The sequence below is a fragment of the Rhizobium sp. 01T444 genome (genome assembly GCF_056398305.1).
Map to the genome: position 1 here is coordinate 113,267 of NZ_JBFTPD010000016.1, position 20,753 is coordinate 134,019.

Below are 20,753 nucleotides of genomic sequence, written 5' to 3' on the forward strand. Positions count from 1 at the left end.
AAGCGATCCGCAGTCAGATCTTCGACAGCGACTGTTCGAGATCGGCGATGATATCCTTAACGTCTTCGATGCCGACGGAGAGGCGCACGACATCAGGCCCAGCGCCGGCCGCAATCCTCTGCTCATCCGTCAACTGCCGGTGCGTAGTGGACGCCGGGTGGATCACCAGGGAGCGCGTGTCGCCGATATTGGCAAGATGCGAGAAAAGCTCCAGCCCTTCGACCAGCGCCTTGCCGGCCTCGTAGCCGCCCCTGACGCCGAAGGTGAAGACCGAGCCTGCTCCCTTGGGCGAGTAGCGCTGCTGCAGGGCGTGGTTCGGGTCATCCTCCAAGCCGGCATAATTCACCCAGGCGATCTTGGAATGGGCCTTCAGCCATTTGGCCACATCAATCGCATTGTCGCTATGGCGCTGCATGCGCAGCGGCAGCGTCTCGATGCCGGTCAGGATCAGGAAGGCGTTGAAGGGCGAGAGGGCCGGGCCGAGGTCGCGCAGGCCGAGCACGCGGCAGGCGATCGCGAAAGCAAAATTGCCGAAGGTCTGGTGCAGGACAACGCCATTATATTCCGGCCGCGGGCTGGAGAGCATCGGATAGTTGCCGGTCTTCGACCAGTCGAAGGTGCCGCCATCGATGATGATGCCGCCCATGGAATTGCCATGACCGCCGAGGAACTTGGTCAGCGAATGCACGACGATATCGGCGCCATGTTCGATCGGCCGGATGAGATAGGGTGTCGCCATGGTGTTGTCGACGATCAGCGGCAGATCGTGGCGATGGGCGATTTCGGCGATCGCGGCGATATCGACGAAGGTGCCGCCGGGATTGGCAAGGCTCTCGATGAAGATCGCCCGCGTCTTGTCATCGATCTTGCTCTGGAAATCATCAGGGTCGTCGGAATCGGCCCAGCGCACCTGCCAGCCGAAATTCTCGAAGGCATGGCCGAACTGGTTGATCGAGCCGCCATAGAGGCGGCGGGCGGCGACAAAATTCTCGCCGGGACGCATCAGCGTGTGGAAGACGATCATCTGCGCGGCATGGCCTGAGGCGACGGCGAGCGCTGCCGTGCCGCCTTCAAGGGCCGCGACGCGTTCCTCCAGAACCGCCTGGGTGGGGTTCATGATGCGGCTATAGATATTGCCGAACTGCTGCAGGCCGAAAAGGGCTGCGGCATGGTCGGAATCGTTGAAGACGAAGGCCGTCGTCTGGTAGATCGGTGTAATCCGCGCGCCGGTCGCCGGATCGGGCTGCGCGCCCGCATGGATTGCCAGCGTGTTGAATCCCGGATCGTTTTTGGCCATGTCGTCCTCCCGTACAATTGTTGACGGGCGCGATCATAGCCGCTCGAATGTGAAAGTTAACCGCGATCTTTTTCAACCGCGGCGCGTTCCGAGGAAAATCCGTTCTGCCCGACCGCGTCAACCAAAAAGACGCGGATACTCGATCGCCGGGCAACGGTTCATGACGACCTTGATGCCGCCGGCTTCGGCCTTGGYGGCGGCCGCGTCGTCGCTTACGCCGAGCTGCGCCCACACAACCTGCGGGCGGGGCTCGAGTGCCAGCGCTTCGTCCACCACCCCATCAAGATATTCGGATGCGCGGAAGACATCGACCATGTCGACCGGTTCGGGAATGTCGGCGAGACGTGGGTAAACGGTCTGGCCCTGGATCTGCTTGCCCGCCTGCCCCGGATTGACGGGAATGACCTTGTATCCGCGCGACAGGAGATAGCCCATGACACCATTGCTCGGCCGGGCCGGATTGGGCGAAGCCCCCGTCAGCGCGATGGTTTTGACGGATTTCAGAATGCCGGAAAGATAGTCGTCGGCGTAGGCATCATGATCCATATCTGGTGTCTCCGGTCTGGTGCCGCAGGAGGCGGATTTGACAGTCGCGATTCATTGAAACCGGGCGGCTCGTTTCGACGTATATATAGGTGCCGGAAATATCAGGGAGAAATTATGCCATGAAAAAAATAATCCTTGCGCTCGCGCTCGTGCTAGCTGCCTCGCCGACGCTTGCGATCTCACGCTACAATCCGCTTGCCATGAGCTGCCAGAGCGTGCGGGCGGCGATCCACAACGAAGGCGCCGTCATCTTTCGCTATACCTCGCCGCGCGGCCTTCCTCTCTACGACCGCTATGTCCGCAACAGCTACTATTGCGACGCGACCGATTATGCGGAATGGACGAGCATTCCTTCCAAGGACAACCCCAAGTGCCGGGTGCTGAACTGCCAGAATATCGACAACCTGGACGGGATGCTGTTCATTCCACACTATAGTCTCTAACTCTGCATTTATTCGGAATTGTGAATATTATCGATCCTTTCGCACCTGCGAAAGGATCGGACGATCAATCTAGGGATACAAAATATCGGCGACACCTCTCCCGGTTGTTAATTTATAATCATTTCAAAGTTATAGAATAATGTCTATATTTCAGCATCATAGGATTGTCGACACTCTCTTTCTACAGATGAATTTCACCTTTCATACATAATTTGATCACGATATGTTCATGCGTCCATTAGCGACATCTCATAGTTGTGTGAGCTGAGCGTAATTGAACGTATTTCGAGCGCACGCAGAAATTGCTACAACGATGGGCAATTGTTCACCTGATCAATCCATGCTATTGAAAATTCGACCGTGCGGAGTACACCTTCCGGGGCAAATCACGCAAACCCAGGTTGTTATTTCAAGGCAGGTTCAAACGGGAAAGCTGTGATGTTTTCCCCAATTTTGTTGCACTGCTCCTGGACCATCCACCTTGCCCCTCGATGTTCTTCTTCTCGTCCTTTTCGGTGCTCTTCTGCATGCGACATGGAATGCCATCATCAAAGCCGGCAAGGACAAATCGCTTGATGCGGCGCTGATCTCTGCAGGCGGCGCTGTCGCCTCGCTACCTTTCCTACCGTTGCTCCCCCTGCCGCAGCCACAGGCCTGGCCCTTCATCGGCGCTTCCGCCATCCTGCAATTTGCCTATTTCCAGCTGGTCGCCGCCGCCTACAGGGCCGGCGATATCGGCCTGGTCTATCCGCTGATGCGTGGCGGCGCGCCCCTGCTCATCGTCGCCACCAGCGGCTTCATCCTGGGAGAGCATCTGACGGGTGGAGCGCTTGTCGGAACCATGACGATCTGCGTTGGCATCCTGACGCTCGCCTTCGAAGCCCGCCACGGCAGCCGTCACGCGATCATGCTGGCGCTCATCAACGCCTGCGTCATCGCCACCTATACCTATGTGGACGGCATCGGCGCACGGCTTTCGGGCAATGCGATTTCCTACACGCTGTGGATGTCGCTTCTGCCGCCGGTTCTGCTCTTTGCCTGGGCGCTTTCACAGCGCGGTCTGTTGACTGTCGCCACTCACGTCAGGCGCAACTGGTGGCGCGGGCTGATCGGCGGGGCGGGCTCGATTGCCTCCTACGGGTTGGCGCTCTGGGCGATGACGAAGGCTCCGGTTGCGACGGTGGCGGCGCTGCGGGAAACCGCCATCCTGTTTGCGCTTGTCATCTCGGTTCTGGTGCTGAAGGAAAAAGCCAGCATCTGGCGTTACCTCGCCGGCATCATCATCGCGCTCGGCGGGCTGATCCTGAAACTTGCCTGATCACTCGCCCTTCCATTCGGGCGTGCGCTTGCCAAGGAAGGCGCCGATGCCCTCTTGCGCATCATCGGTCAGCATGCTGTCGACCATCACGCTTGCGGCATAATCATAGGCTTCCGCGACGGGCATTTCGAGCTGCTTGTAAAAGGTTTCCTTGCCGATCCTCAGCGCCTGCGGCGACTTCGAGGCGATGACGGAAGCGTATTTGTTGACCACCTGCGTGAGGTACTGCTTCGGCACGATACGGTTGACCAGACCGAAATCCTTTGCAGTTGAGGCGTCGATCGTCTCGCCCGTCAGCAACATCTCCATCGCCTGCTTGCGGTGGGCGGCGCGCGAAACGGCGACAGCCGGCGTCGAGCAGAAAAGCCCGATATTAACGCCTGGCGTGCAGAAGGTGGACGTATCCGTGCAGATCGCGAGATCGCAGCTCGCGACGAGTTGGCAGCCCGCTGCGGTCGCGAGTCCGTCGATCTCGGCGATGACCGGCTTTGGCAAGCGATTGATCTCCAGCATCAGATCGGCGGCCAGCGCAAAGGCCTCTTCGAAGAAGGCGACACCTTCGTCCTCGTCGGCGCGATGAGCGGTCAGCTCCTTGAGGTCATGACCGGCGGAAAAGATATTGCCGGTCGAAGCGATGACGACGATGCGGACGTCCTCGTCCTCGGCTGCACCCTGCAGCTCGCCCATCAGCGTTTCCATTGTCGATATCGACAGAACATTGGCCGGCGGATTGTTGAGCGTCAGGCGCAATATGCCGCCGGAAAGCTGACGGAGCACGAGGGCGCCCTCGCCTGAATTGTTGTTGTCCTTGCGGAAGGATACGATCTCGGCCATTGCATGTTCCTGTGTGCTGTCTAAATCCCGCTTTTGTGCCACAAGGGTGGGGCGATTTCGAGCCGAATACCGCAATGCGACGGCCTTGAAGGGCGAAACTTCCTGTTTTCAGGCACCCTAAGATGGGGTATTCACATACCGCACTGTTAAGATATTGTTTTTATTTACTTATTTTTCCGATCGTCAAAATGGCTTGTATTGACCGGCTAATCGATTGTCGCTATAAGCCGCACCGGAAATGCAGCCTTTGCGGGCTGCTTTCTTTTTGGTCTGTCTTACGGCCGACCAACCAAGCAACAAGAAACGCCCCTCGCCTTCGGGCATGGGGATCCAAGAGAGAGTAACAATTATGGCAACCTTCTCCCAGAAGCCTGCAGAGGTGGAGAAGAAGTGGGTCGTCATCGACGCCGAAGGGCTCGTCGTTGGCCGTCTCGCTTCCGTTATCGCTATGCGTCTGCGCGGCAAGCACAAGGCAACTTTCACGCCTCACGTTGACGACGGCGACAACGTTATCGTCATCAACGCCGACAAGGTCGTTTTCACCGGCAAGAAGTATTCCGACAAGGTTTACTACTGGCACACCGGTTATGCCGGCAGTATCAAGGAGCGTACGGCTCGCCAGATCATCGAAGGCCGCTTCCCGGAGCGTGTCCTCGAGAAGGCTGTTGAGCGCATGGTTCCCCGCGGCCCGCTCGGCCGTCGCCAGATGAAGAACCTGCGCGTCTACTCCGGCCCGAACCATCCCCACGAAGCCCAGCAGCCGTCCGTCCTCGACGTCGCCTCGCTGAACAAGAAGAACGTAAGGAGCGCCTGATAGTGGCTGACCTCTCTTCCCTGAAGGATCTCGGCACGTCGTCTGAAGTAGCTGCTGCTGCTCCGGCTCACGTCCGCAAGGTCGACTCGCTTGGCCGCTCCTACGCGACCGGTAAGCGCAAGAATGCTGTTGCCCGCGTCTGGGTCAAGCCGGGCTCCGGCAAGATCATCGTCAACGGCAAGGAATTTGCGGAATACTTCGCTCGTCCGGTTCTGCAGATGATCCTGCGCCAGCCGATCGTTGCTGCTGCCCGCGACGGCCAGTTCGACATCGTAGCAACCGTTGCCGGCGGCGGTCTTTCCGGCCAGGCCGGTGCCGTTCGCCACGGTCTTTCGAAGGCCCTCACCTACTTCGAACCGGGCCTGCGCTCGGTGCTGAAGAAGGGTGGCTTCCTGACCCGCGACAGCCGCGTCGTCGAACGTAAGAAGTACGGTAAGGCCAAGGCCCGCCGTTCGTTCCAGTTCTCGAAGCGCTAATCGCTTTCGGACATGCTTTCATGGAAAGGCCGGGTTTTCGCCCGGCCTTTTCGTTTATTCGGGCTTGTTGAAGAAAGCCTCAAGCCGATATCCATCAGGATCGATGATAAAGGCGGCATAATAGAACTGGCTGTAGTCGGGACGGATGCCCGGCGCACCATTGTCCTCTCCGCCATTGGCAAGTGCTGCGGCATAAAAGGCATTGACGGCCTCCTCACTCGTGGCGACGAAGCAGAAATGCAGTCCAGAGCCGCGATCGGCCGGCACCGGGCGCTCTACTTCACTCACCCAGAAGGCAGGCCTCTCGGCGCCGTATCCCATCGTTCCGTCGAAATTCGACAGACGCTCATAGCCGAGCGGCGCAAGTACCGCATCGTAAAACTGGCGCGATCTATCGAGGCTTTTTACCCCGATTGAAATGTGGTCGAACATTGCCCGTGGCTCCTTCCTGGTTCCGTCGGCGCAGCTTCTTGGAAGCGGTTTGCGAAGTCAACGCGCCACACTCACCTATTGTCGCCGGTACTGCCGGCTGCTAAAGCCGCATCAGGTTTCAAATCGGACAAGACAGGACCTCACATGGGAGCCACCCCGTCCGCAGACAGATAGGCCGCAGCAACCTTTTGAAGTTGTTGCGGCATCTGTCCGATCAATCCAGACTGCGATGAGAAGGCAGATCGCCGACGGATGAACTCATTCGAGCGGATGAATACCTATGCCTTCCCAAAACAGGAACTGGACTTGCTCCCTGCCGGCAGCGCTGCTGCTTCTGGCGCCCTTCGATATCCTGGCCTCGCTTGCCATGGATATCTATCTCCCCGTCGTCCCGACGATGCCTGAAGCACTCGGCACATCGGCGACAGTCGTTCAACTGACGCTCAGCCTCTACATGCTGATCCTCGGCGCCGGACAGATGCTCTTCGGCCCTCTGTCTGACCGGATCGGCCGCCGCCCGGTGCTGCTTGGCGGCGCGCTGCTGTTTGCGGCCTCTTCGCTGCTGCTCGCAGCCACGTCGTCGGCCGCACTGTTCGTCGTGCTGCGTCTGCTGCAGGCGGCCGGCGCGTCGGCAGCACTTGTGGCGACCTTTGCAACGGTTCGCGATGTCTATGCCGTAAGGCCGGAAGGCGCCGTCATCTACAGCCTGCTTGGCGCGATCCTCTCCTTCGTGCCGGCGCTCGGACCGATCGCCGGTGCATTGATTGCCGATCATGCCGGGTGGCGTGCCATCTTCCTGCTGCTCGGCGGACTGATGCTTGCGGCAACCCTCAATGCATTTAGAGGCTGGCACGAAACGAGACCTGCGGCGGCGGCCAATGTCACGATCAGCATGCGCGCGATCCTGACGAATGCGCATTTCTGGACCTACACGATTGGCTTCAGCGCGGCGATGGGAGCCTTCTTCGTGTTCTTTTCCACTGCACCTCGTGTGCTGATCGATCATGCCGGCTTTTCCGGTCTCGCCTTCAGCCTTTCCTTCGCAACGGCCGCAGCGGTGATGATCATGTCCGCACGCTTCGCCGGCCGCTTCGTCGCGCGATGGGGAATGGCCGGCAGCCTTGCCCGCGGCATGGGCCTGCTTCTTGTGGGCGCATTGCTCCTCGGTCTCGGTGACGTGTTGCTTGCTCCCTCATTCGCCAGCTTCGTCCTGCCGATGTGGGTGATTGCCGTCGGCATCGTGCTGACGACCGCAGTCACAGCGAACGGTGCGCTGGCGGCCTTTGGCCAAACAGCCGGAACGGCGGTTGCGCTCTATTTCTGCATCGAAAGCCTGATCGTCGGCTGCGTCGGTACGCTCTTCGTGCTGCTATTGGATGGCAATACGGCATGGCCGCTCGCCGGCTATTGCGCGTTGATGGGTATCGTCACTCTACTTGCGTTGCGCCATATCCGCGCTCACTGCTGAGATCAAAGGGCGGCGGAGAAGATCCGCCGCCTTAGCTTGAAATCTGTCGGAAGCTCGCCTACCCCTTCCTATAGAGACAAGGAATCCGAGCATGTCCTCCACCCAGCCCTCGCCCTTCGCCACCACGCCCGAACCGCCCTATTACGTCGTGACCTTCTCCTCTGTTCGTACCGAGGGCGACAATGGTTACGGCGCGATGGCCGACCGGATGGCGGAACTGGCGCTGCAGCAGCCGGGCTGTCTCGGGGCCGAAAGCGCGCGGGATGCCGATGGCTTCGGCATCACCAATTCCTACTGGGCCGACGAGGAAAGCCTGAAGGCGTGGAAACAGGTGGCAAACCATCTTGCCGCCCAGCAGCTCGGCCGCAAGCGCTGGTACAAGCAATATAAGGTTCGCATTGCGCGGGTAGAACGCGCTTACGAATTTACCGCAGAGGAAGGAGCCTCCCATGGCGAATAAGACCATCGACCATGCCTTCACGGCACAGAGCCTGACATCGGCTGCCTCCGACCCGACCTTTGCCGGCGCGCTTTCCTTCATGCGCCGCCGCTTCACCAAGGATCTGACAGGAGCCGATGCCGTCGTATGGGGCATTCCTTTCGATGCCGCGACCTCCAACCGGCCGGGCACGCGTTTCGGGCCGCAGGCGATCCGCCGGGCTTCCGCAATCTTCGACAATGATCCGCAATATCCGTTCCAGCGCGATCTCTTCGCCGAGATGGCCGTCATCGACTACGGCGACTGCCTGCTCGACTACGGCAACCATCAGGACACGCCCGCAGCCATCGAGCGGCAGGCGAGCGCCATTCTCGACAGCGGCGCCTTCCTGCTGACCCTCGGCGGCGACCACTATGTCACCTGGCCGCTCTTGAAGGCGCATGTCGATCGCCACGGCCCGCTGGCGCTCGTGCAGTTCGACGCGCATCAGGACACCTGGCTGGACGACGAGCGCCGCATCGACCACGGCTCCTTCGTGGCCCGTGCGGTCCGCGCCGGTCTCATCGATCCTGACCGCTCGATCCAGATCGGCATCCGCACTCATGCGCCAGAGGATTTCGGTATCCATCTTCTCTACGGCCATCAGGTCGAGGAAATGAGTGCGACGGACATCGCATCGATGATCATCGCGCATACGAAGGGTTCGCCTGCCTACCTGACCTTCGATATCGACTGCCTGGACCCGGCCTTTGCGCCCGGCACCGGCACCCCGGTCGCCGGCGGTCCTTCCAGTGCGAAGATCCTCTCCGTGCTGCAGCGACTGAAGCAACTCGACATCCGCGGCGCCGACGTCGTCGAAGTCTCTCCGCCCTATGACCATGCCGACATCACCGCCATTGCGGGGGCGACGGTCGCAATGTATATGCTGGGCCTCCACGCCGAACGGCGCGCGACGGCAGGATGACTGCTGTTATCAAATTGATTCAACTTCATGGCAAACTGATTCCGGAAACAACCAGAACTCACTGAAAGTGCAGGATAATCATGGCAGCAAAGATCTTCATCGATGGCGAGGCTGGAACGACGGGTCTGCAGATCCGCGAGCGTCTGGCGGAGCGCCGCGATCTTGAGCTGCTGTCTATCCCGACCGAAAGCCGGAAGGACAAGGCGGTGCGTGCTGCACTGCTCAACGAGGCCGATATTGCCATACTCTGCCTGCCTGACGATGCGGCCAAGGAAAGCGTCAGCCTGATCGAGAACGACGGTACGAAGGTTATCGACGCTTCTACGGCGCATCGCGTCGCCGAAGGCTGGGCCTATGGCTTTCCGGAAATGAGCAAGGAGCAGGCCGGCGCCATCGCCTCGGCCAAGCGCGTCGCCAATCCCGGCTGCTGGCCGCAAGGCCCGATCGCCACGCTGCGCCCGCTGATCGAAGCCGGCCTCGTACCGGCCGATTTCCCGGTCACGGTCAACGGCATTTCCGGTTACACCGGCGGCGGCCGCACGATGATCGAGGATTATGTCGCCAAGGGCGAGGATGCGCCTGAATACATGCCCTATGGGCTGAGTTTCAAGCACAAGCACCTGCCAGAGCTGCAGCGCTACGCCAAGCTTGGACGCGTGCCCTTCTTCCAACCAGTCGTCGGCAATTTCGCGCAGGGCATGGTCGTGACCGTGCCGCTGCAGCTCTCGCATCTGCCCAAGGTGCCGAAGGGTGCTGACCTGCATGCCGCGATCGCCGACTATTATGCCGGCATCAAGGGTTTCGTCGAGGTCGCTCCCTTAGAGGTATCGGAGCGCACGCCGGAACTCAACCCGGAAATCTACAACAACACCAACCGCATGCGCCTGCACGTCTTTGCCAATGACGATATCGCGCAGGCGCTGCTCGTCGCCGTCTATGACAATCTCGGCAAGGGCGCTTCGGGCGCCGCCGTGCAGAACATGGACCTGATGCTTGGCGTATAACGCCCAGCAATTGCCTGTTATCAGGCGCCTGCGTTAAGACAGGGCCTTCCGCCCTGTCTCTTCCCGAGATACGGAGCCCCGATCGATGACGCTGTAAGCGCTGATGGCCGGCCTGCGCGCCTGGTTTGATGCCGCTCTCCCCGATCACGGCATCTCCTCGCTGATCATATTTGCTTTCGTCGCCGGGCTCGCTCGCGGCTTCTCCGGTTTCGGCGCAGCACTCATCTTCATTCCGCTTGCCGGCGCCGTCATCGGGCCGAAGCTCACCTCCCCTGTGCTGCTCGTCATCGACGGGCTTGCGACGCTCGGCATGATCCCCGCCGCATGGCGCGGGGCGGACAGGCGCGAGGTCTTCACGATGGCAGCAGGTGCCGCCCTCGGTGTTCCGGCCGGAACGGCGGTTTTGGCGCTTATGGACCCGCTTTTGTTGCGCTGGATCATCTCGGCGATCGCCATCTGCCTATTGGTGCTGCTTGTCTCCGGCTGGCGCTATCATGGCAAGCCGGTCGCTCCGCTCAGCGCGGCGATCGGCCTCATTGCCGGTCTCTTCAGCGGCGCGGCACAGCTCGGCGGGCCGCCTGTCGTCGCCTACTGGCTCGGTGGCAAGAGCAATTTCACGCGCGTGCGCTCGAACGTCATCCTCTACTTCTCGATCTCCACCGTCTTCAGCTTCGTGGGCTATTATTTCGGCGGGCTGTTCGTCTCCACGGTCTTCGCGCTCACCATCGTCACGCTGCCCGCCTATGCCGTCGGCCTCTGGGGCGGCTCAAAGCTCTTCGGCCTCGCCAAGGAGAGCACCTTCCGCATGACCTGCTACATCCTGATCGCGGCCTCGGCGATCGGTGGCATGCCTGTCTTCGACAGTCTGCTTCGTTAGTCCCCGACACGATTGCCCGCCTGCTATGAAAGCCTTACACTCCCCCATGTGAGGGGAGCTAAATGGCGTCGGTTCTGATCGGCATTGCCATCATTGGAGGCACGACCGCAACGGTGCTTGCGGCCTATTATTTCATGCATCTGCTCATGGGCGGTGACCCGGGCGGGCGCGACAGGGAGCTGGCAAGTTCAGTCATCACCCGCATCGCCAGCCTGCATGCCCTCATCCTCGCTCTCGTTTTTGCGCAGGAAATGATCGAATACCAGGCGCTGCGAACGGAAAGCGCGGTGGAAAGCAATGCGGTCGGCGATGTCTTCTATGATGCCGAGCGCTATGGCCCGGAGGCGCAGGCGCCAATCCAGAAAGCCCTGAAAGATTATGTGCGCATCGTCATCGAGCAGGAATGGAACGAACTCGGGCGAACCGGCGAACTCTCTTCGGCGGCCTGGGATCAATGGAACAACGCCTATCTGAAAATTCTCGAACTGGCTCCCGTCAGTGCCAAACAGCAGAGCCTGCGCGGCCACATGCTCGATGAAATCCATACGATCTCGGAATCCCGAGACCGGCGGGAAAACAGCGGTACCGATTCCATCAGCCTGATCTTCTGGTTTGCGGCGGTTTCGGGGGTGATCTTTACCGCCATCGGTTACTACCCTTATCCGCCTGATGGCCGCAACCTGCTGCTATTATCGATCTTCGGTGTTTTTACCGGCATCATCCTCTTCTTCATCTACGCCTTCTCCAATCCCTACAGTCCGCCCGCCACGCTATTTCCAACAGCTTTCGAGCGCTTGCAGGAGGAAATCAGCGGGCCGGATCCGTAAGTGGAAATGGCCCGAAGACCTCGCCCAAGCCTATTGCCGTCATGCGCCAAAGCAAAAGACTGTCGCTTTTCGCTGCGTTTTGCGGTAAAAGCGGCACGCTGTCAGCAAGGCCGTGCTGCTTGAACGGCGCGCAGCCCCTGTTTCACGCCGATGGGAGGCACTCATGAAAACGATCCTGAGCAACCAGAAGAACAAGATCAACACTCAGGATATCCGTCTTCATGTCCAGTTTGCTTTCACGCGCGAGGAAAAACCCGCCGCGTCTTAACCGCAGCTTCTCAACAGCATCGCAATCCCACGACAGGCGCCGGCTGCGCCTGCGCAAGTTCCTGTCCTACTTCCGGCCGCATCTTCCGCTGCTCATGGCCGATACTGCCTGTGCCGTCGTCGTTGCTGCTGCCGCAGTAGCGTTGCCGCTCTGCGCCAACATCGTCATGAGCCATCTCATCGGGCTCGCCGATTCGGCTTCGGCCTATTGGCAGATCCTCGGCATGGGCGGCGTCATGCTGGCCATCGTGGCAGCCGAGACAGGTGCGATCTTCTTCGTCGATTATCGCGGCCATATGATGGGTGCGCATATCGAGGCGCATATCCGGCAGGAACTGTTCGACCACTGCCAGAAACTCTCCTTCGGCTTCTACGACCGGCACCGCACCGGCCAATTGATGAGCCGCATCGTTGGCGATTCGTTCTGGCTGGGAGAACTTTTCCATCACGGGCCGGAAGACCTTCTGATCGCTATTCTCAAATATAGCGGGGCGATGGCAGTCCTGTTCTTCATCGACCCGCAACTGGCATTTCTGATCCTCCTGCTGACGCCTTTTGCCGTGGCTTATGCGCTGCACTTCAACAGGCGCATGAACCGTGCCCTCGAGGCGAGCAAGCAGGAAATCGCCGCCGTCAACGAAAGGGTCGAGGATGCGCTGGCCGGCATCCGCGTCGTCCAGTCCTTCGCCAACGAGGATCTGGAGCGGAAACGCTTTGCCGCCCTGAACAGGCGCTTCCTCGAAAGTCGCGCCGATGGCTACCGCAGCGAAGCCTGGTTTTCCGCTGGTGCCGAGACCTTCGCCCAGATCATTACGCTTCTGGTCGTCATCCTCGGCGGATTGCGCATCCTTGCGGCGGAACTCACCATTGCCGATCTCCTGACCTTCCTGCTCTGCGTCGGCGTCCTCGTCGATCCGGTCAAGCGGATGGCCAACCTCGCCCGGCTCTGGCAGGAGGGCTATACGGGCTTCGTGCGGGCCATGGAGATACTGGAGATCGACCCAGACGTCGTGGATCGACCTTCGGCTCATGCGTTGCATACCCCGAAGGGAGAGATCCGGCTCTCGAATGTCGATTTCAGCTATGAGGACGGAGCGGACGTGCTCAGCAACCTGTCGCTGACCATCCGCCCCGGCGAATTCGTGGCACTCGTCGGCCCCTCCGGCGTGGGGAAAAGCACGCTCTGCGCGCTGCTGCCCCGCTTCTATGATGTCACCGGCGGCTCGATCGAAGTCGATGGCACCGATATCCGTGATGTGACGCTCGCCTCGCTGCGCCGGCACCTCGGCGTGGTGCAGCAGGATGTCTATCTCTTCGCCGGAACTGTGGCGGAAAACCTGCGTTACGGCCGACCGGATGCGACAGACGAAGAGGTGGAGGCCGCAGCCCGTGCTGCCCATGCGCATGAGTTCATCATGGCGTTGCCGCAGGGCTATCAGACCGATATCGGCCAGCGCGGCGTGAAGCTGTCTGGCGGGCAGCGCCAGCGGCTGACAATCGCTCGCGCCTTCCTCAAGAACCCTGCCATCCTCATTTTCGATGAGGCGACGAGCGCGCTCGACAATGAAAGCGAGCGGGCCGTGCAGAAGGCCTTCCTGACGCTCGCCAAGGGACGCACGACGTTGGTGATCGCCCATCGCCTTTCGACGATCCGCCACGCCGACCGCATTCTGGTGCTCACCGGCGACGGTATCGTCGAAGAAGGCAATCATGACAGGCTGATGGAGAGCGGCGGCATTTATGCCAATCTCTATGGGCTGCAGGCGAGCATCTGAGGTCCTGGGATTATGAGATGCGGAACAGTTCGGCAGACAGGGCCTGAACTGTTCCGCAGATCGACCAAGTGCTATTTCTCTTCACGCCTACAGCATCGGCCCGAAAATCGGAACGATTTTCGGAAAGCCTGATGCGTAGATTCCAAGAGTTAGAGCGTCCTTAGTGCGTCCGAATGGACGCACGGCGCTCTAGGGAGGAACACCATGACAGTGCTGCGCATCGTTCCGAATATCGCCGCCGCTTCCATCGAAGACGTGCGCAATTTCTATTCCGGGCTGTTCGATCTCGACATCGTCATGGATCATGGCTGGATCGTCACCCTTGCATCCGACAGGCGCGCAATCACCCAGATCGGTATTGCAACGGAGGGTGGATCGGGAACCGCAGTGCCCGACATTTCGATCGAGGTCGATGATGTGGACGAGGTCCATCAGCGCGCTGTGACGGGTGGGCATCGGATCGTCTACGGGCCAGCCGACGAGCCCTGGGGCGTACGGCGTTTCTATATTCGCGACCCCACCGGCAAGCTGCTGAATATCCTCTCTCACGCAGGCTAAATGGGTTTGCCTGAGACGGGACGATCATTGCAATGCCACCGAAAGCCTCTATTCTGCGACAGCCAATCCAAGGCACGAAATAACTGCTTTCATTGAGAATTTTCGAAAATATCCGGATCACGCCATGAACACATTAAACCGCCCGGACTTGAGCGATATTCATCAGGGTGACTGGGTGGACCGGCTGTTGCCGGGCGCATGGCGACCTTACACAAGGCTCGCGCGGCTCGATCGTCCAGTCGGAATATGGCTGACGCTGTTTCCATGCTGGGCGGCGCTGTTTCAGGCCGCCCATGGCCTGCCCGATATCCGGCAGCTAGCCGTCTTCACGCTTGGCGCCCTGCTGATGCGAAGCGCCGGCTCCACGATCAACGATATCGCGGACCGGAAATTTGACGGCCATGTCGAGCGAACCCGTTTTCGGCCTCTGGCGAGCGGGCAGATCGGCGTCAGTCAGGCGTTGACCTTTCTGGCCGTCGAGCTCGCCTTGGCGGCGTCTCTCCTGTTGTTTCTGACACCCTATACGCGGCTGGTCGCCCTCTGCGTTCTGCCGCTTGTGTTCGTCTATCCGCTCTGCAAACGCTTCACCCATTGGCCGCAGGCAGTGCTGGGCGCAGCGTTCAACTGGGGCATGCTCATGGCCTGGGCCGAAATTGCCGGCCATATTCCGGCCGGAGCCGTGCTTATGTGGGCTGGAGCCATCGCGTGGCAGATTGGCTACGATACCGTCTATGCCTATGTCGACGTGAAGGACGACAGAAGCCTCGGCCTGAAATCTACTGCGATCCTGTTCGGTCGGCATGGCAAGCTCATGATTGACCTGTTCTACGCTTTGACGATCGCCGCATGGTCGCTCGGCGGCTGGCTGTCGGGCATGTCCTTGCCTTATGCGTTCGGAATGCTCGTGATTGCCGCACACCTTGCCTCGCAGACCTGGCGCATCGATCTCGCCCGTCCTGAGGTGAACTACCGCCTGTTCCTGGCAAACATTCTGACCGGGCTATTACTGGCGGCCTCTGCGCTCACCGGAACTTGGTGAGCCCTATTGGCTCAATAAGAGCAGGGCCGATTATCGCTGGGACGGAAACCGCCGGCGCAGGCCGGATTCAGGGACGTATCCTCGCCATAATCATATCTCCCCGTCGATGTACAGCCCGAGGCGATTGCGGAAAGCGTGATCAGAGCGCCGGCCATTACGAATGTACGAAATCTGTTCATGTGAACATCCCCCTTCATAGGATCGCCCATGCGCCAAGCCGACAATCTAGCATGTCACGGCAAATCCATGCGAGGAGCATCGCATTGATCCCATTCACTCTTCCGCGAGCCAGGGGATAAGGACGTCTCTATTCCTGCTCAGTCGCGCTCGGCGATAACAGTTGCGCGGGGATATTCGCCGTAATAGCCGCGCCAGTTGGCGACCGCAAAACCGAATACCACCAACGCACCTGCCTGATGCAACAGGCCCCAATGCAACGGCACCTCGAGCAGCAGCGTGGTGATGCCGATTGCCGCCTGGATCGTGACGAGCACGAAGAGCACCACGGCGCGGCGTGCATGGGTGGTCGAGGCAGCCGCGCGCAGCGTGATCACCATGTTGATGAGGGCCAGGGCGAACAGCGTGTAGGCGCCGAAGCGGTGGATGAACTGCACCGTCTTCGGGTTCTCGAAGAGGTTGATCCAGAAGGGCTGCTGGATGAAGAGATCGCCGGGCACGACGGCGCCGTCCATCAGCGGCCAGGTATTGTAGGCAAAGCCGGCATCGAGGCCGGCGACCAGTGCGCCGAGATAGATCTGGAAGAGGGAGAAGATGGCGATCGCTGCCGCCCAGCGGTGGGAATTCTTCGTCGGGGCAGCATCATCGGAATGCGGCGAAAGCCCGCGCATGATCCACATGCAGGAGGCAAATATCAGGCAGGCCATGACGAGATGGGTGGCAAGCCGGTACTGGCTGACATCCGTGCGCACAGACAGGCCGGAGGAGACCATCCACCAGCCGATGAAGCCCTGCAGGGCCCCCAGAGCCAGGATGCCGGCAAGCGGCCAGCGCAGGCGCTTCTCGATCCTGCCCGTCACCCAGAAAAAGACCAGCGGCAGCGCGAAGATCACGCCGATGCCGCGCGCAATCAGCCGGTGCGCCCATTCCCACCAGAAGATGCTCTTGAACTGATCGACCGTCATGTCGCTGTTCAGCTGCTGGAACTCGGGAATGCGCTGGTAGAGCTTGAATTCCTCTTCCCATTCGGCGGCATTCAGCGGCGGGATGACGCCGTGGATCGGCTTCCATTCGGTGATGGAAAGGCCGGAATTGGTGAGCCGCGTGGCACCCCCCACAAGCACGAGACAGAAGAGCGCCAAAAGCACGAAACCCAGCCAGATGCGCACGGCGCGGCGATTGTTATCCTGCCTGCGCACTTCAGTGCGGATCGCCTGCTCCGGGCTCAAGTTCGCGACGGCCATGATGTCTCCTTTTATCCGGCAGTTGATTTGCCCCAGCGGCTGATGCAAAACAAGCCCCGAACCTTTGCGGCATGCCGTCGCGCCGGCTCAGTCCCATCCGTTCGAAAGTTATACGATGCCCGTCCGCCTTCGCAAATTCATCGGCACGATCCTGATCATCATCCTCGTGCTTTTCTATGCGATCGTGGCGAATACGATCGCGGTCGCGACGCTCGGCAATGCGCCCTGGTGGGGGCATCTCCTTTACTTCGCGCTCACCGGCCTGCTCTGGGTGCTGCCGGCGATGGTCATCATCAAGTGGATGGCCGGTCCGAGACAGCGGTAGGGGCCGATTAACGACGGAATAACCCTGATTTGTGGAAATCCTCACTGAGGGGCGGCGGTTAAACCAAATATACGTCTGGCCGCCTTACCTTCCTCTGCAGCAATCTCTCGATCGGAGAAAGATACGTGCAGACGCAGAGGCTCGATGCTCCTGAACAAAAGTTCGACGCTGTGGCGCAAGCTGAAGCCGGCATTTCCCGGCTGCGGCAACTCAGCGTGAAACTTGCCATGGCCGAACTCGATATCCAGCTTTTCGACAGGATGGAGCCCCTGGAAGAGGAATGGCGCGCGCTGGAGCGTGACAACCTTTCCTCGCTGCACCAGAGCTATGATTGGTGTGCCGCCTGGGTGGCGGCTTTCCGCCGTCCGCTCGCCATCCTGCGTGGCAGCAGCGGCAACCGCACCGCCTTCATCCTGCCGGTGGAAATTGTCGCTTCACGCGGCATGCGGATCGCCAAATTCATCGGCGCCGACCACAGCAACATCAATACCGGCCTGTTCTCACAGGACTTTGCCGCAGACAGCGATACGGTAGACAGCCATCATCTTGCTGCCCGCCTTCGTGCAGCACTCGCCGGCAAGGCCGATCTGCTTCTTCTGCAAAATATTCCACTGGAATGGCGCAGCCGTCGCAACATGCTCTCGGGCCTGCCCATGGTGCAGAACCAGAACCACGCCTATCAGCTTCCGCTCTTCGATACGTTCGAGAAGACGCTGCAGCAGTTGAACGCCAAGAGCAGGCGCAAGAAATTCCGCGCGCAGAGCCGGCGGCTGGAGGCGGTTGGCGGCTTCGACTATATCGCGCCTGAAGCATCCTCGGAGCAACACGAACTGCTCGACATGTTCTTCCGTCTGAAAAGCGCCCGCTTCGCCTCGCTCGGCCTGCCCGATGTCTTTGCGGATGCGGAAACCAAGGCCTTCCTGCACGGCCTGATCGACAAGCGGAATGGCGACAATTTCGGCCTGCAGATGCGCGTCCTGCGCCTGAAGGGCGACTATGAGGGACGCATCGCCGCGCTGTCGGGGATTTCCCGCAAGGGCGACCACGTCATCTGCCAGTTCGGCGCGATCGACGAGGATCTGGTTGCGGATGCAAGCCCCGGCGAATTCCTCTTCTGGCAGATGATATCAGGTCTGCACGGCCAGGGAGTTGCGCTCTTCGATTTCGGTCTCGGCGACCAGACCTACAAGCGCTCCTGGGCGCCAGTCGAAACTGACCATTACGATGTGGTCCTGCCAATCTCCGGCATCGGCATCGCAGCCGGCACGGCGCACCGGGCAATCACTCGTGGCAAGGCCTTCATCAAGGCCCGCCCTGGCCTTTATAAATTCGCCCAAAATATCCGTGCCAAGGTCGGGTAAGCATGTCGCGCAAAAGTGTGCAGCGGTTTTGCGACAATGACATGCGTAAAACAAAGATTTAAAGATCAGGCGGCGTGACGCGCGGGGCTGCGCATGGCAGCCTCTTCGCCACCCGACATCAGGACGACGCGCTCGTAGCCGGCGCTCTGGAAATCCTGCATCATGCCGACGAAAGTAGCCTCGTCGATCTCGGGCAGCGACAGGATGATCTCGATTTCCTTGCTGCGCGTCAGCCGCGAAACACCGGCGACATCGGCCGCGCCACATTCGACAATGACGATATCATAGGCCGAAGTCAGAGCATCGAGCAGTAGCGAAAGCCTGTCGACGCCCCGCATGGCGTGGCGCACATCGCTCACACCCTGCGGGATCAGATGTGCATCGGACATACGGTCGCCATGGATCGTCTCGCCGAAGGCGGCCTCACCGCAGAGAAGATCGGTGACGCCCAGTGCCTCTTGGTTCTCGGCCATCAGTTCGCTTGGATAGCCGGAGCCGGTCATGTCGATCACGATTACGCGGCGTCCGGTATCGGCGAGCACGCGCGCCAGGGCAACGGTCGCGGCCGAACCATTGTCACCATTCGGAGATATGGATACGGCAAGCGGAGCGCGGCAGTCGGTGAGATAACGCGCGACTGACGAAACGGAGAATTCGTTGTCGTCGGCAGGCGCTTCCCCTACCAGCTCGGCTTCCGGCTCCTCATCCTCATCAATGGCAGCCGTCAGCATGCTCGGTTTGGCGACCTTCAAGGCGGGAACGGGTGCTGCGTCGCCCTGCCCTTCTTCCTCGACCCTGTCCTCGACATCGGGGGCTTCCACCGGGCGCAGCGCACGGCCGCTGAAGAGTTCGGAGAGCATGATGACAATCGCGCTCATGATGAGTGTTGCGACTGCGGCAACGACGACGATCGGCACGACCTTCGGGAAATAGGGATCGACCTGCTCGATCGCCTTCGAAACAATGCGGGCGTCCGCAGGACTGGAATTCCGGTCGGCGCGGGAAGCGGCCTCGCGGTAGCGGACGAGGTAGGTTTCGAGAAGCTGGCGCTGGGCATTCGCCTCCCGCTCCAGTGCGTTGAGACCCACTCCGTCCTCACCTGCTCTGGCGCTGTTGGCCTGCAGCGTATCGGACTGCTGTTCCAATTCCTGTTCGCGCAGATCGGCAACCTTCGTCTCGTTCTCGATGCTGGCAAGGATCTTCTGCGTTTCCTGGCGGATTTGCACGCGGATATCGGCAAGCTGAGCGCGCAGGCTCTTCAGCCGCGGGTGGTTGTTCAGCAGGCTCGTCTGCAGGTCGGAGATCTGCGATTGGAGGCCGGATTCCGTCGCCTTCAGCCGCTGGATCGCCTGCGACGACATAATATCACTTAGCGTGTCTGAGGCTTCGCCCGAAGAGAGCGCGTTGCGCACGGCCTGCGCCCTCGCCTCGGCATTCGCCTTGTCGGTGCGCACGCGGGTCAGCTCGACGGAGATGTCGTTGAGCTGCTGCGCGGTAAACGTCGTGGTGCCGTTGGTCTGCAGCAGGCCATGGGTGGTGCGGTAATCGGCGACCTTCTTCTCGGCCTCGCTCACCTTCTGGCGCATGCTGTCGATCTCCGGCTCGAGCCAGCGCGTGGCTTCGGTGTTGGAGTCGAGCTTGGCGCCACTCTGGATAGCCAGGTAGACCTGCGCCATGGCATTCGGAATGCTGGCGGCGAGTTTTGGATCCTTGGAGGTGAAGGTGATGCCGATGACGCGCGAGCCCGGCACCTGATAGACTTGCAGGCGCTGAGTGAAGGCGTCGATAACGCGCTCTTCCGGCGGATTTTCCAGCGGGTTTTTCTTCAGGTGCAGCGCCACGAGGATATCGGTGAGCGCAGAGCCGTTCGCAGCCGCATCGAATTCCGGCAGATTATAGAGCTTCAGATTGTTGATGACCTGCTTGATAAGGTCCGCCGACTGCAGGATCTGCACCTGGCTCGCGATATTCAACTCGTCGAGCAGTGGCCCGGCACTGGCGTCGTTTGTCTGGGTATTGGCGAATGCGGGAGCGCGCGGCTCGATAAGGAGACGCGTCTCGCTGCGATATTGCGGTGAAACTATCTTGGCGCCGGCAAAAGCGACAGCCGCACCCAATGCGGTGATCGTCAATATTCTCAGACGACGGGCCCAGACCGCGCGCACAAGCTGGCCGAGGTCGATGTCCACATCCTGATCACTCGCTACGCGGGACATACTCATTACTCCAATACGAACTGCCCCAAGCGTAAACGACCATGGTAACTCA

At 60.3% G+C, this 20,753-nt stretch carries 21 protein-coding genes; 15 read left to right on the forward strand and 6 right to left on the reverse strand.

Annotated elements, in window-relative coordinates; genetic code table 11:
- Positions 1-13 precede the first annotated feature (13 nt).
- Positions 14-1,297 carry an O-acetylhomoserine aminocarboxypropyltransferase gene (locus tag AC1DTN_RS21395; RefSeq protein WP_439014659.1) on the reverse strand — a complete coding sequence of 428 codons (1,284 nt, stop codon included), beginning with the start codon at positions 1,295-1,297 and terminating at the stop codon, positions 14-16.
- 117 nt (positions 1,298-1,414) lie between these two features.
- Complete coding sequence (locus AC1DTN_RS21400; RefSeq protein ID WP_477922501.1) at positions 1,415-1,843, reverse strand: CoA-binding protein; 429 nt, start codon at positions 1,841-1,843, stop codon at positions 1,415-1,417.
- A 119-nt stretch (positions 1,844-1,962) separates the two neighbouring features.
- On the opposite strand from AC1DTN_RS21400, the gene AC1DTN_RS21405 reads away from it, so the two are divergent.
- Both AC1DTN_RS21405 and AC1DTN_RS21410 read left to right on the forward strand, forming a co-directional pair.
- Positions 1,963-2,286 carry a hypothetical protein gene (locus AC1DTN_RS21405; protein WP_113324465.1) on the forward strand — a complete coding sequence of 108 codons (324 nt, stop codon included), beginning with the start codon at positions 1,963-1,965 and terminating at the stop codon, positions 2,284-2,286.
- Between the two features lie 481 nt (positions 2,287-2,767).
- The gene (locus tag AC1DTN_RS21410; protein ID WP_439014657.1) at positions 2,768-3,604 is read left to right on the forward strand and encodes an EamA family transporter; all 837 of its coding nucleotides are present in this window, start codon (positions 2,768-2,770) and stop codon (positions 3,602-3,604) included.
- Here the strand turns inward: AC1DTN_RS21410 and AC1DTN_RS21415 are convergent, their stop codons facing one another.
- Positions 3,605-4,438, reverse strand: coding sequence for an enoyl-CoA hydratase (locus tag AC1DTN_RS21415; protein ID WP_477922503.1), 834 nt, complete (start codon positions 4,436-4,438; stop codon positions 3,605-3,607). It lies immediately after the preceding gene.
- Between the two features lie 349 nt (positions 4,439-4,787).
- On the opposite strand from AC1DTN_RS21415, the gene rplM reads away from it, so the two are divergent.
- Positions 4,788-5,252 (forward strand): 50S ribosomal protein L13, encoded by a 465-nt coding sequence (rplM, locus tag AC1DTN_RS21420; RefSeq protein ID WP_477922505.1) that lies wholly within the window; start codon positions 4,788-4,790, stop codon positions 5,250-5,252.
- Positions 5,253-5,254: 2 nt separating this feature from the next.
- Complete coding sequence (rpsI, locus tag AC1DTN_RS21425) at positions 5,255-5,728, forward strand: 30S ribosomal protein S9 (RefSeq protein WP_007819867.1); 474 nt, start codon at positions 5,255-5,257, stop codon at positions 5,726-5,728.
- A 54-nt stretch (positions 5,729-5,782) separates the two neighbouring features.
- Here the strand turns inward: rpsI and AC1DTN_RS21430 are convergent, their stop codons facing one another.
- A complete protein-coding gene (locus AC1DTN_RS21430) occupies positions 5,783-6,160 on the reverse strand; it encodes a VOC family protein (RefSeq protein ID WP_439014655.1) in 378 nt (125 codons plus the stop codon).
- A 280-nt stretch (positions 6,161-6,440) separates the two neighbouring features.
- On the opposite strand from AC1DTN_RS21430, the gene cml reads away from it, so the two are divergent.
- The 9 genes from cml (at position 6,441) to ubiA (ending at position 15,378) form a co-directional block, all read left to right on the forward strand.
- The gene (cml, locus tag AC1DTN_RS21435) at positions 6,441-7,628 is read left to right on the forward strand and encodes a CmlA/FloR family chloramphenicol efflux MFS transporter (protein WP_439014654.1); all 1,188 of its coding nucleotides are present in this window, start codon (positions 6,441-6,443) and stop codon (positions 7,626-7,628) included.
- Between the two features lie 91 nt (positions 7,629-7,719).
- A complete protein-coding gene (locus AC1DTN_RS21440; RefSeq protein ID WP_310382935.1) occupies positions 7,720-8,088 on the forward strand; it encodes an antibiotic biosynthesis monooxygenase family protein in 369 nt (122 codons plus the stop codon).
- Positions 8,078-9,031: an agmatinase gene (speB, locus tag AC1DTN_RS21445; RefSeq protein ID WP_037096181.1), complete on the forward strand. Its 954-nt coding sequence runs from the start codon at positions 8,078-8,080 to the stop codon at positions 9,029-9,031. Before AC1DTN_RS21440 ends, speB begins: the two co-directional genes overlap by 11 nt.
- A gap of 80 nt (positions 9,032-9,111) precedes the next feature.
- Positions 9,112-10,035 (forward strand): N-acetyl-gamma-glutamyl-phosphate reductase, encoded by a 924-nt coding sequence (argC, locus tag AC1DTN_RS21450; RefSeq protein WP_310382933.1) that lies wholly within the window; start codon positions 9,112-9,114, stop codon positions 10,033-10,035.
- 103 nt (positions 10,036-10,138) lie between these two features.
- A complete protein-coding gene (locus tag AC1DTN_RS21455) occupies positions 10,139-10,912 on the forward strand; it encodes a sulfite exporter TauE/SafE family protein (RefSeq protein WP_439014653.1) in 774 nt (257 codons plus the stop codon).
- Positions 10,913-10,974: 62 nt separating this feature from the next.
- Positions 10,975-11,739, forward strand: a complete 765-nt coding sequence (locus AC1DTN_RS21460; protein WP_439014652.1) for a bestrophin-like domain — start codon at positions 10,975-10,977, stop codon at positions 11,737-11,739.
- Between the two features lie 221 nt (positions 11,740-11,960).
- On the forward strand, positions 11,961-13,781 hold the full coding sequence (locus tag AC1DTN_RS21465) for an ABC transporter ATP-binding protein (protein ID WP_439014651.1): 1,821 nt from the start codon (positions 11,961-11,963) through the stop codon (positions 13,779-13,781).
- Between the two features lie 204 nt (positions 13,782-13,985).
- A complete protein-coding gene (locus tag AC1DTN_RS21470) occupies positions 13,986-14,339 on the forward strand; it encodes a VOC family protein (RefSeq protein ID WP_310382929.1) in 354 nt (117 codons plus the stop codon).
- A 124-nt stretch (positions 14,340-14,463) separates the two neighbouring features.
- Positions 14,464-15,378 (forward strand): 4-hydroxybenzoate octaprenyltransferase, encoded by a 915-nt coding sequence (gene ubiA / locus AC1DTN_RS21475; protein WP_439014650.1) that lies wholly within the window; start codon positions 14,464-14,466, stop codon positions 15,376-15,378.
- Positions 15,379-15,695: 317 nt separating this feature from the next.
- Here ubiA and AC1DTN_RS21480 read toward each other — a convergent pair whose 3' ends face one another.
- On the reverse strand, positions 15,696-16,799 hold the full coding sequence (locus AC1DTN_RS21480) for a COX15/CtaA family protein (RefSeq protein ID WP_477922507.1): 1,104 nt from the start codon (positions 16,797-16,799) through the stop codon (positions 15,696-15,698).
- Between the two features lie 115 nt (positions 16,800-16,914).
- On the opposite strand from AC1DTN_RS21480, the gene AC1DTN_RS21485 reads away from it, so the two are divergent.
- Together AC1DTN_RS21485 and AC1DTN_RS21490 are read left to right on the forward strand one after the other, a co-directional pair.
- Positions 16,915-17,124 carry a DUF2842 domain-containing protein gene (locus AC1DTN_RS21485; RefSeq protein ID WP_037071678.1) on the forward strand — a complete coding sequence of 70 codons (210 nt, stop codon included), beginning with the start codon at positions 16,915-16,917 and terminating at the stop codon, positions 17,122-17,124.
- A 125-nt stretch (positions 17,125-17,249) separates the two neighbouring features.
- The gene (locus AC1DTN_RS21490) at positions 17,250-18,485 is read left to right on the forward strand and encodes a GNAT family N-acetyltransferase (RefSeq protein ID WP_439014648.1); all 1,236 of its coding nucleotides are present in this window, start codon (positions 17,250-17,252) and stop codon (positions 18,483-18,485) included.
- 65 nt (positions 18,486-18,550) lie between these two features.
- Here the strand turns inward: AC1DTN_RS21490 and AC1DTN_RS21495 are convergent, their stop codons facing one another.
- Positions 18,551-20,701: a GumC family protein gene (locus tag AC1DTN_RS21495; protein ID WP_477922508.1), complete on the reverse strand. Its 2,151-nt coding sequence runs from the start codon at positions 20,699-20,701 to the stop codon at positions 18,551-18,553.
- Positions 20,702-20,753 lie beyond the last annotated feature (52 nt).

Coding starts and splice junctions, on each gene's coding strand:
- ubiA (WP_439014650.1), top strand. CDS start 14,464: ATGAACACATTAAACCGCCCGGACTTGAGCGATATTCATCAGGGTGAC.
- AC1DTN_RS21495 (WP_477922508.1), bottom strand. CDS start 20,701: ATGTCCCGCGTAGCGAGTGATCAGGATGTGGACATCGACCTCGGCCAG.
- AC1DTN_RS21470 (WP_310382929.1), top strand. CDS start 13,986: ATGACAGTGCTGCGCATCGTTCCGAATATCGCCGCCGCTTCCATCGAA.
- AC1DTN_RS21395 (WP_439014659.1), bottom strand. CDS start 1,297: ATGGCCAAAAACGATCCGGGATTCAACACGCTGGCAATCCATGCGGGC.
- argC (WP_310382933.1), top strand. CDS start 9,112: ATGGCAGCAAAGATCTTCATCGATGGCGAGGCTGGAACGACGGGTCTG.
- AC1DTN_RS21405 (WP_113324465.1), top strand. CDS start 1,963: ATGAAAAAAATAATCCTTGCGCTCGCGCTCGTGCTAGCTGCCTCGCCG.
- AC1DTN_RS21480 (WP_477922507.1), bottom strand. CDS start 16,799: ATGGCCGTCGCGAACTTGAGCCCGGAGCAGGCGATCCGCACTGAAGTG.
- AC1DTN_RS21465 (WP_439014651.1), top strand. CDS start 11,961: ATGTCCAGTTTGCTTTCACGCGCGAGGAAAAACCCGCCGCGTCTTAAC.
- AC1DTN_RS21485 (WP_037071678.1), top strand. CDS start 16,915: ATGCCCGTCCGCCTTCGCAAATTCATCGGCACGATCCTGATCATCATC.
- AC1DTN_RS21415 (WP_477922503.1), bottom strand. CDS start 4,438: ATGGCCGAGATCGTATCCTTCCGCAAGGACAACAACAATTCAGGCGAG.
- AC1DTN_RS21455 (WP_439014653.1), top strand. CDS start 10,139: ATGGCCGGCCTGCGCGCCTGGTTTGATGCCGCTCTCCCCGATCACGGC.
- AC1DTN_RS21430 (WP_439014655.1), bottom strand. CDS start 6,160: ATGTTCGACCACATTTCAATCGGGGTAAAAAGCCTCGATAGATCGCGC.
- AC1DTN_RS21460 (WP_439014652.1), top strand. CDS start 10,975: ATGGCGTCGGTTCTGATCGGCATTGCCATCATTGGAGGCACGACCGCA.
- speB (WP_037096181.1), top strand. CDS start 8,078: ATGGCGAATAAGACCATCGACCATGCCTTCACGGCACAGAGCCTGACA.
- cml (WP_439014654.1), top strand. CDS start 6,441: ATGCCTTCCCAAAACAGGAACTGGACTTGCTCCCTGCCGGCAGCGCTG.
- AC1DTN_RS21440 (WP_310382935.1), top strand. CDS start 7,720: ATGTCCTCCACCCAGCCCTCGCCCTTCGCCACCACGCCCGAACCGCCC.
- rplM (WP_477922505.1), top strand. CDS start 4,788: ATGGCAACCTTCTCCCAGAAGCCTGCAGAGGTGGAGAAGAAGTGGGTC.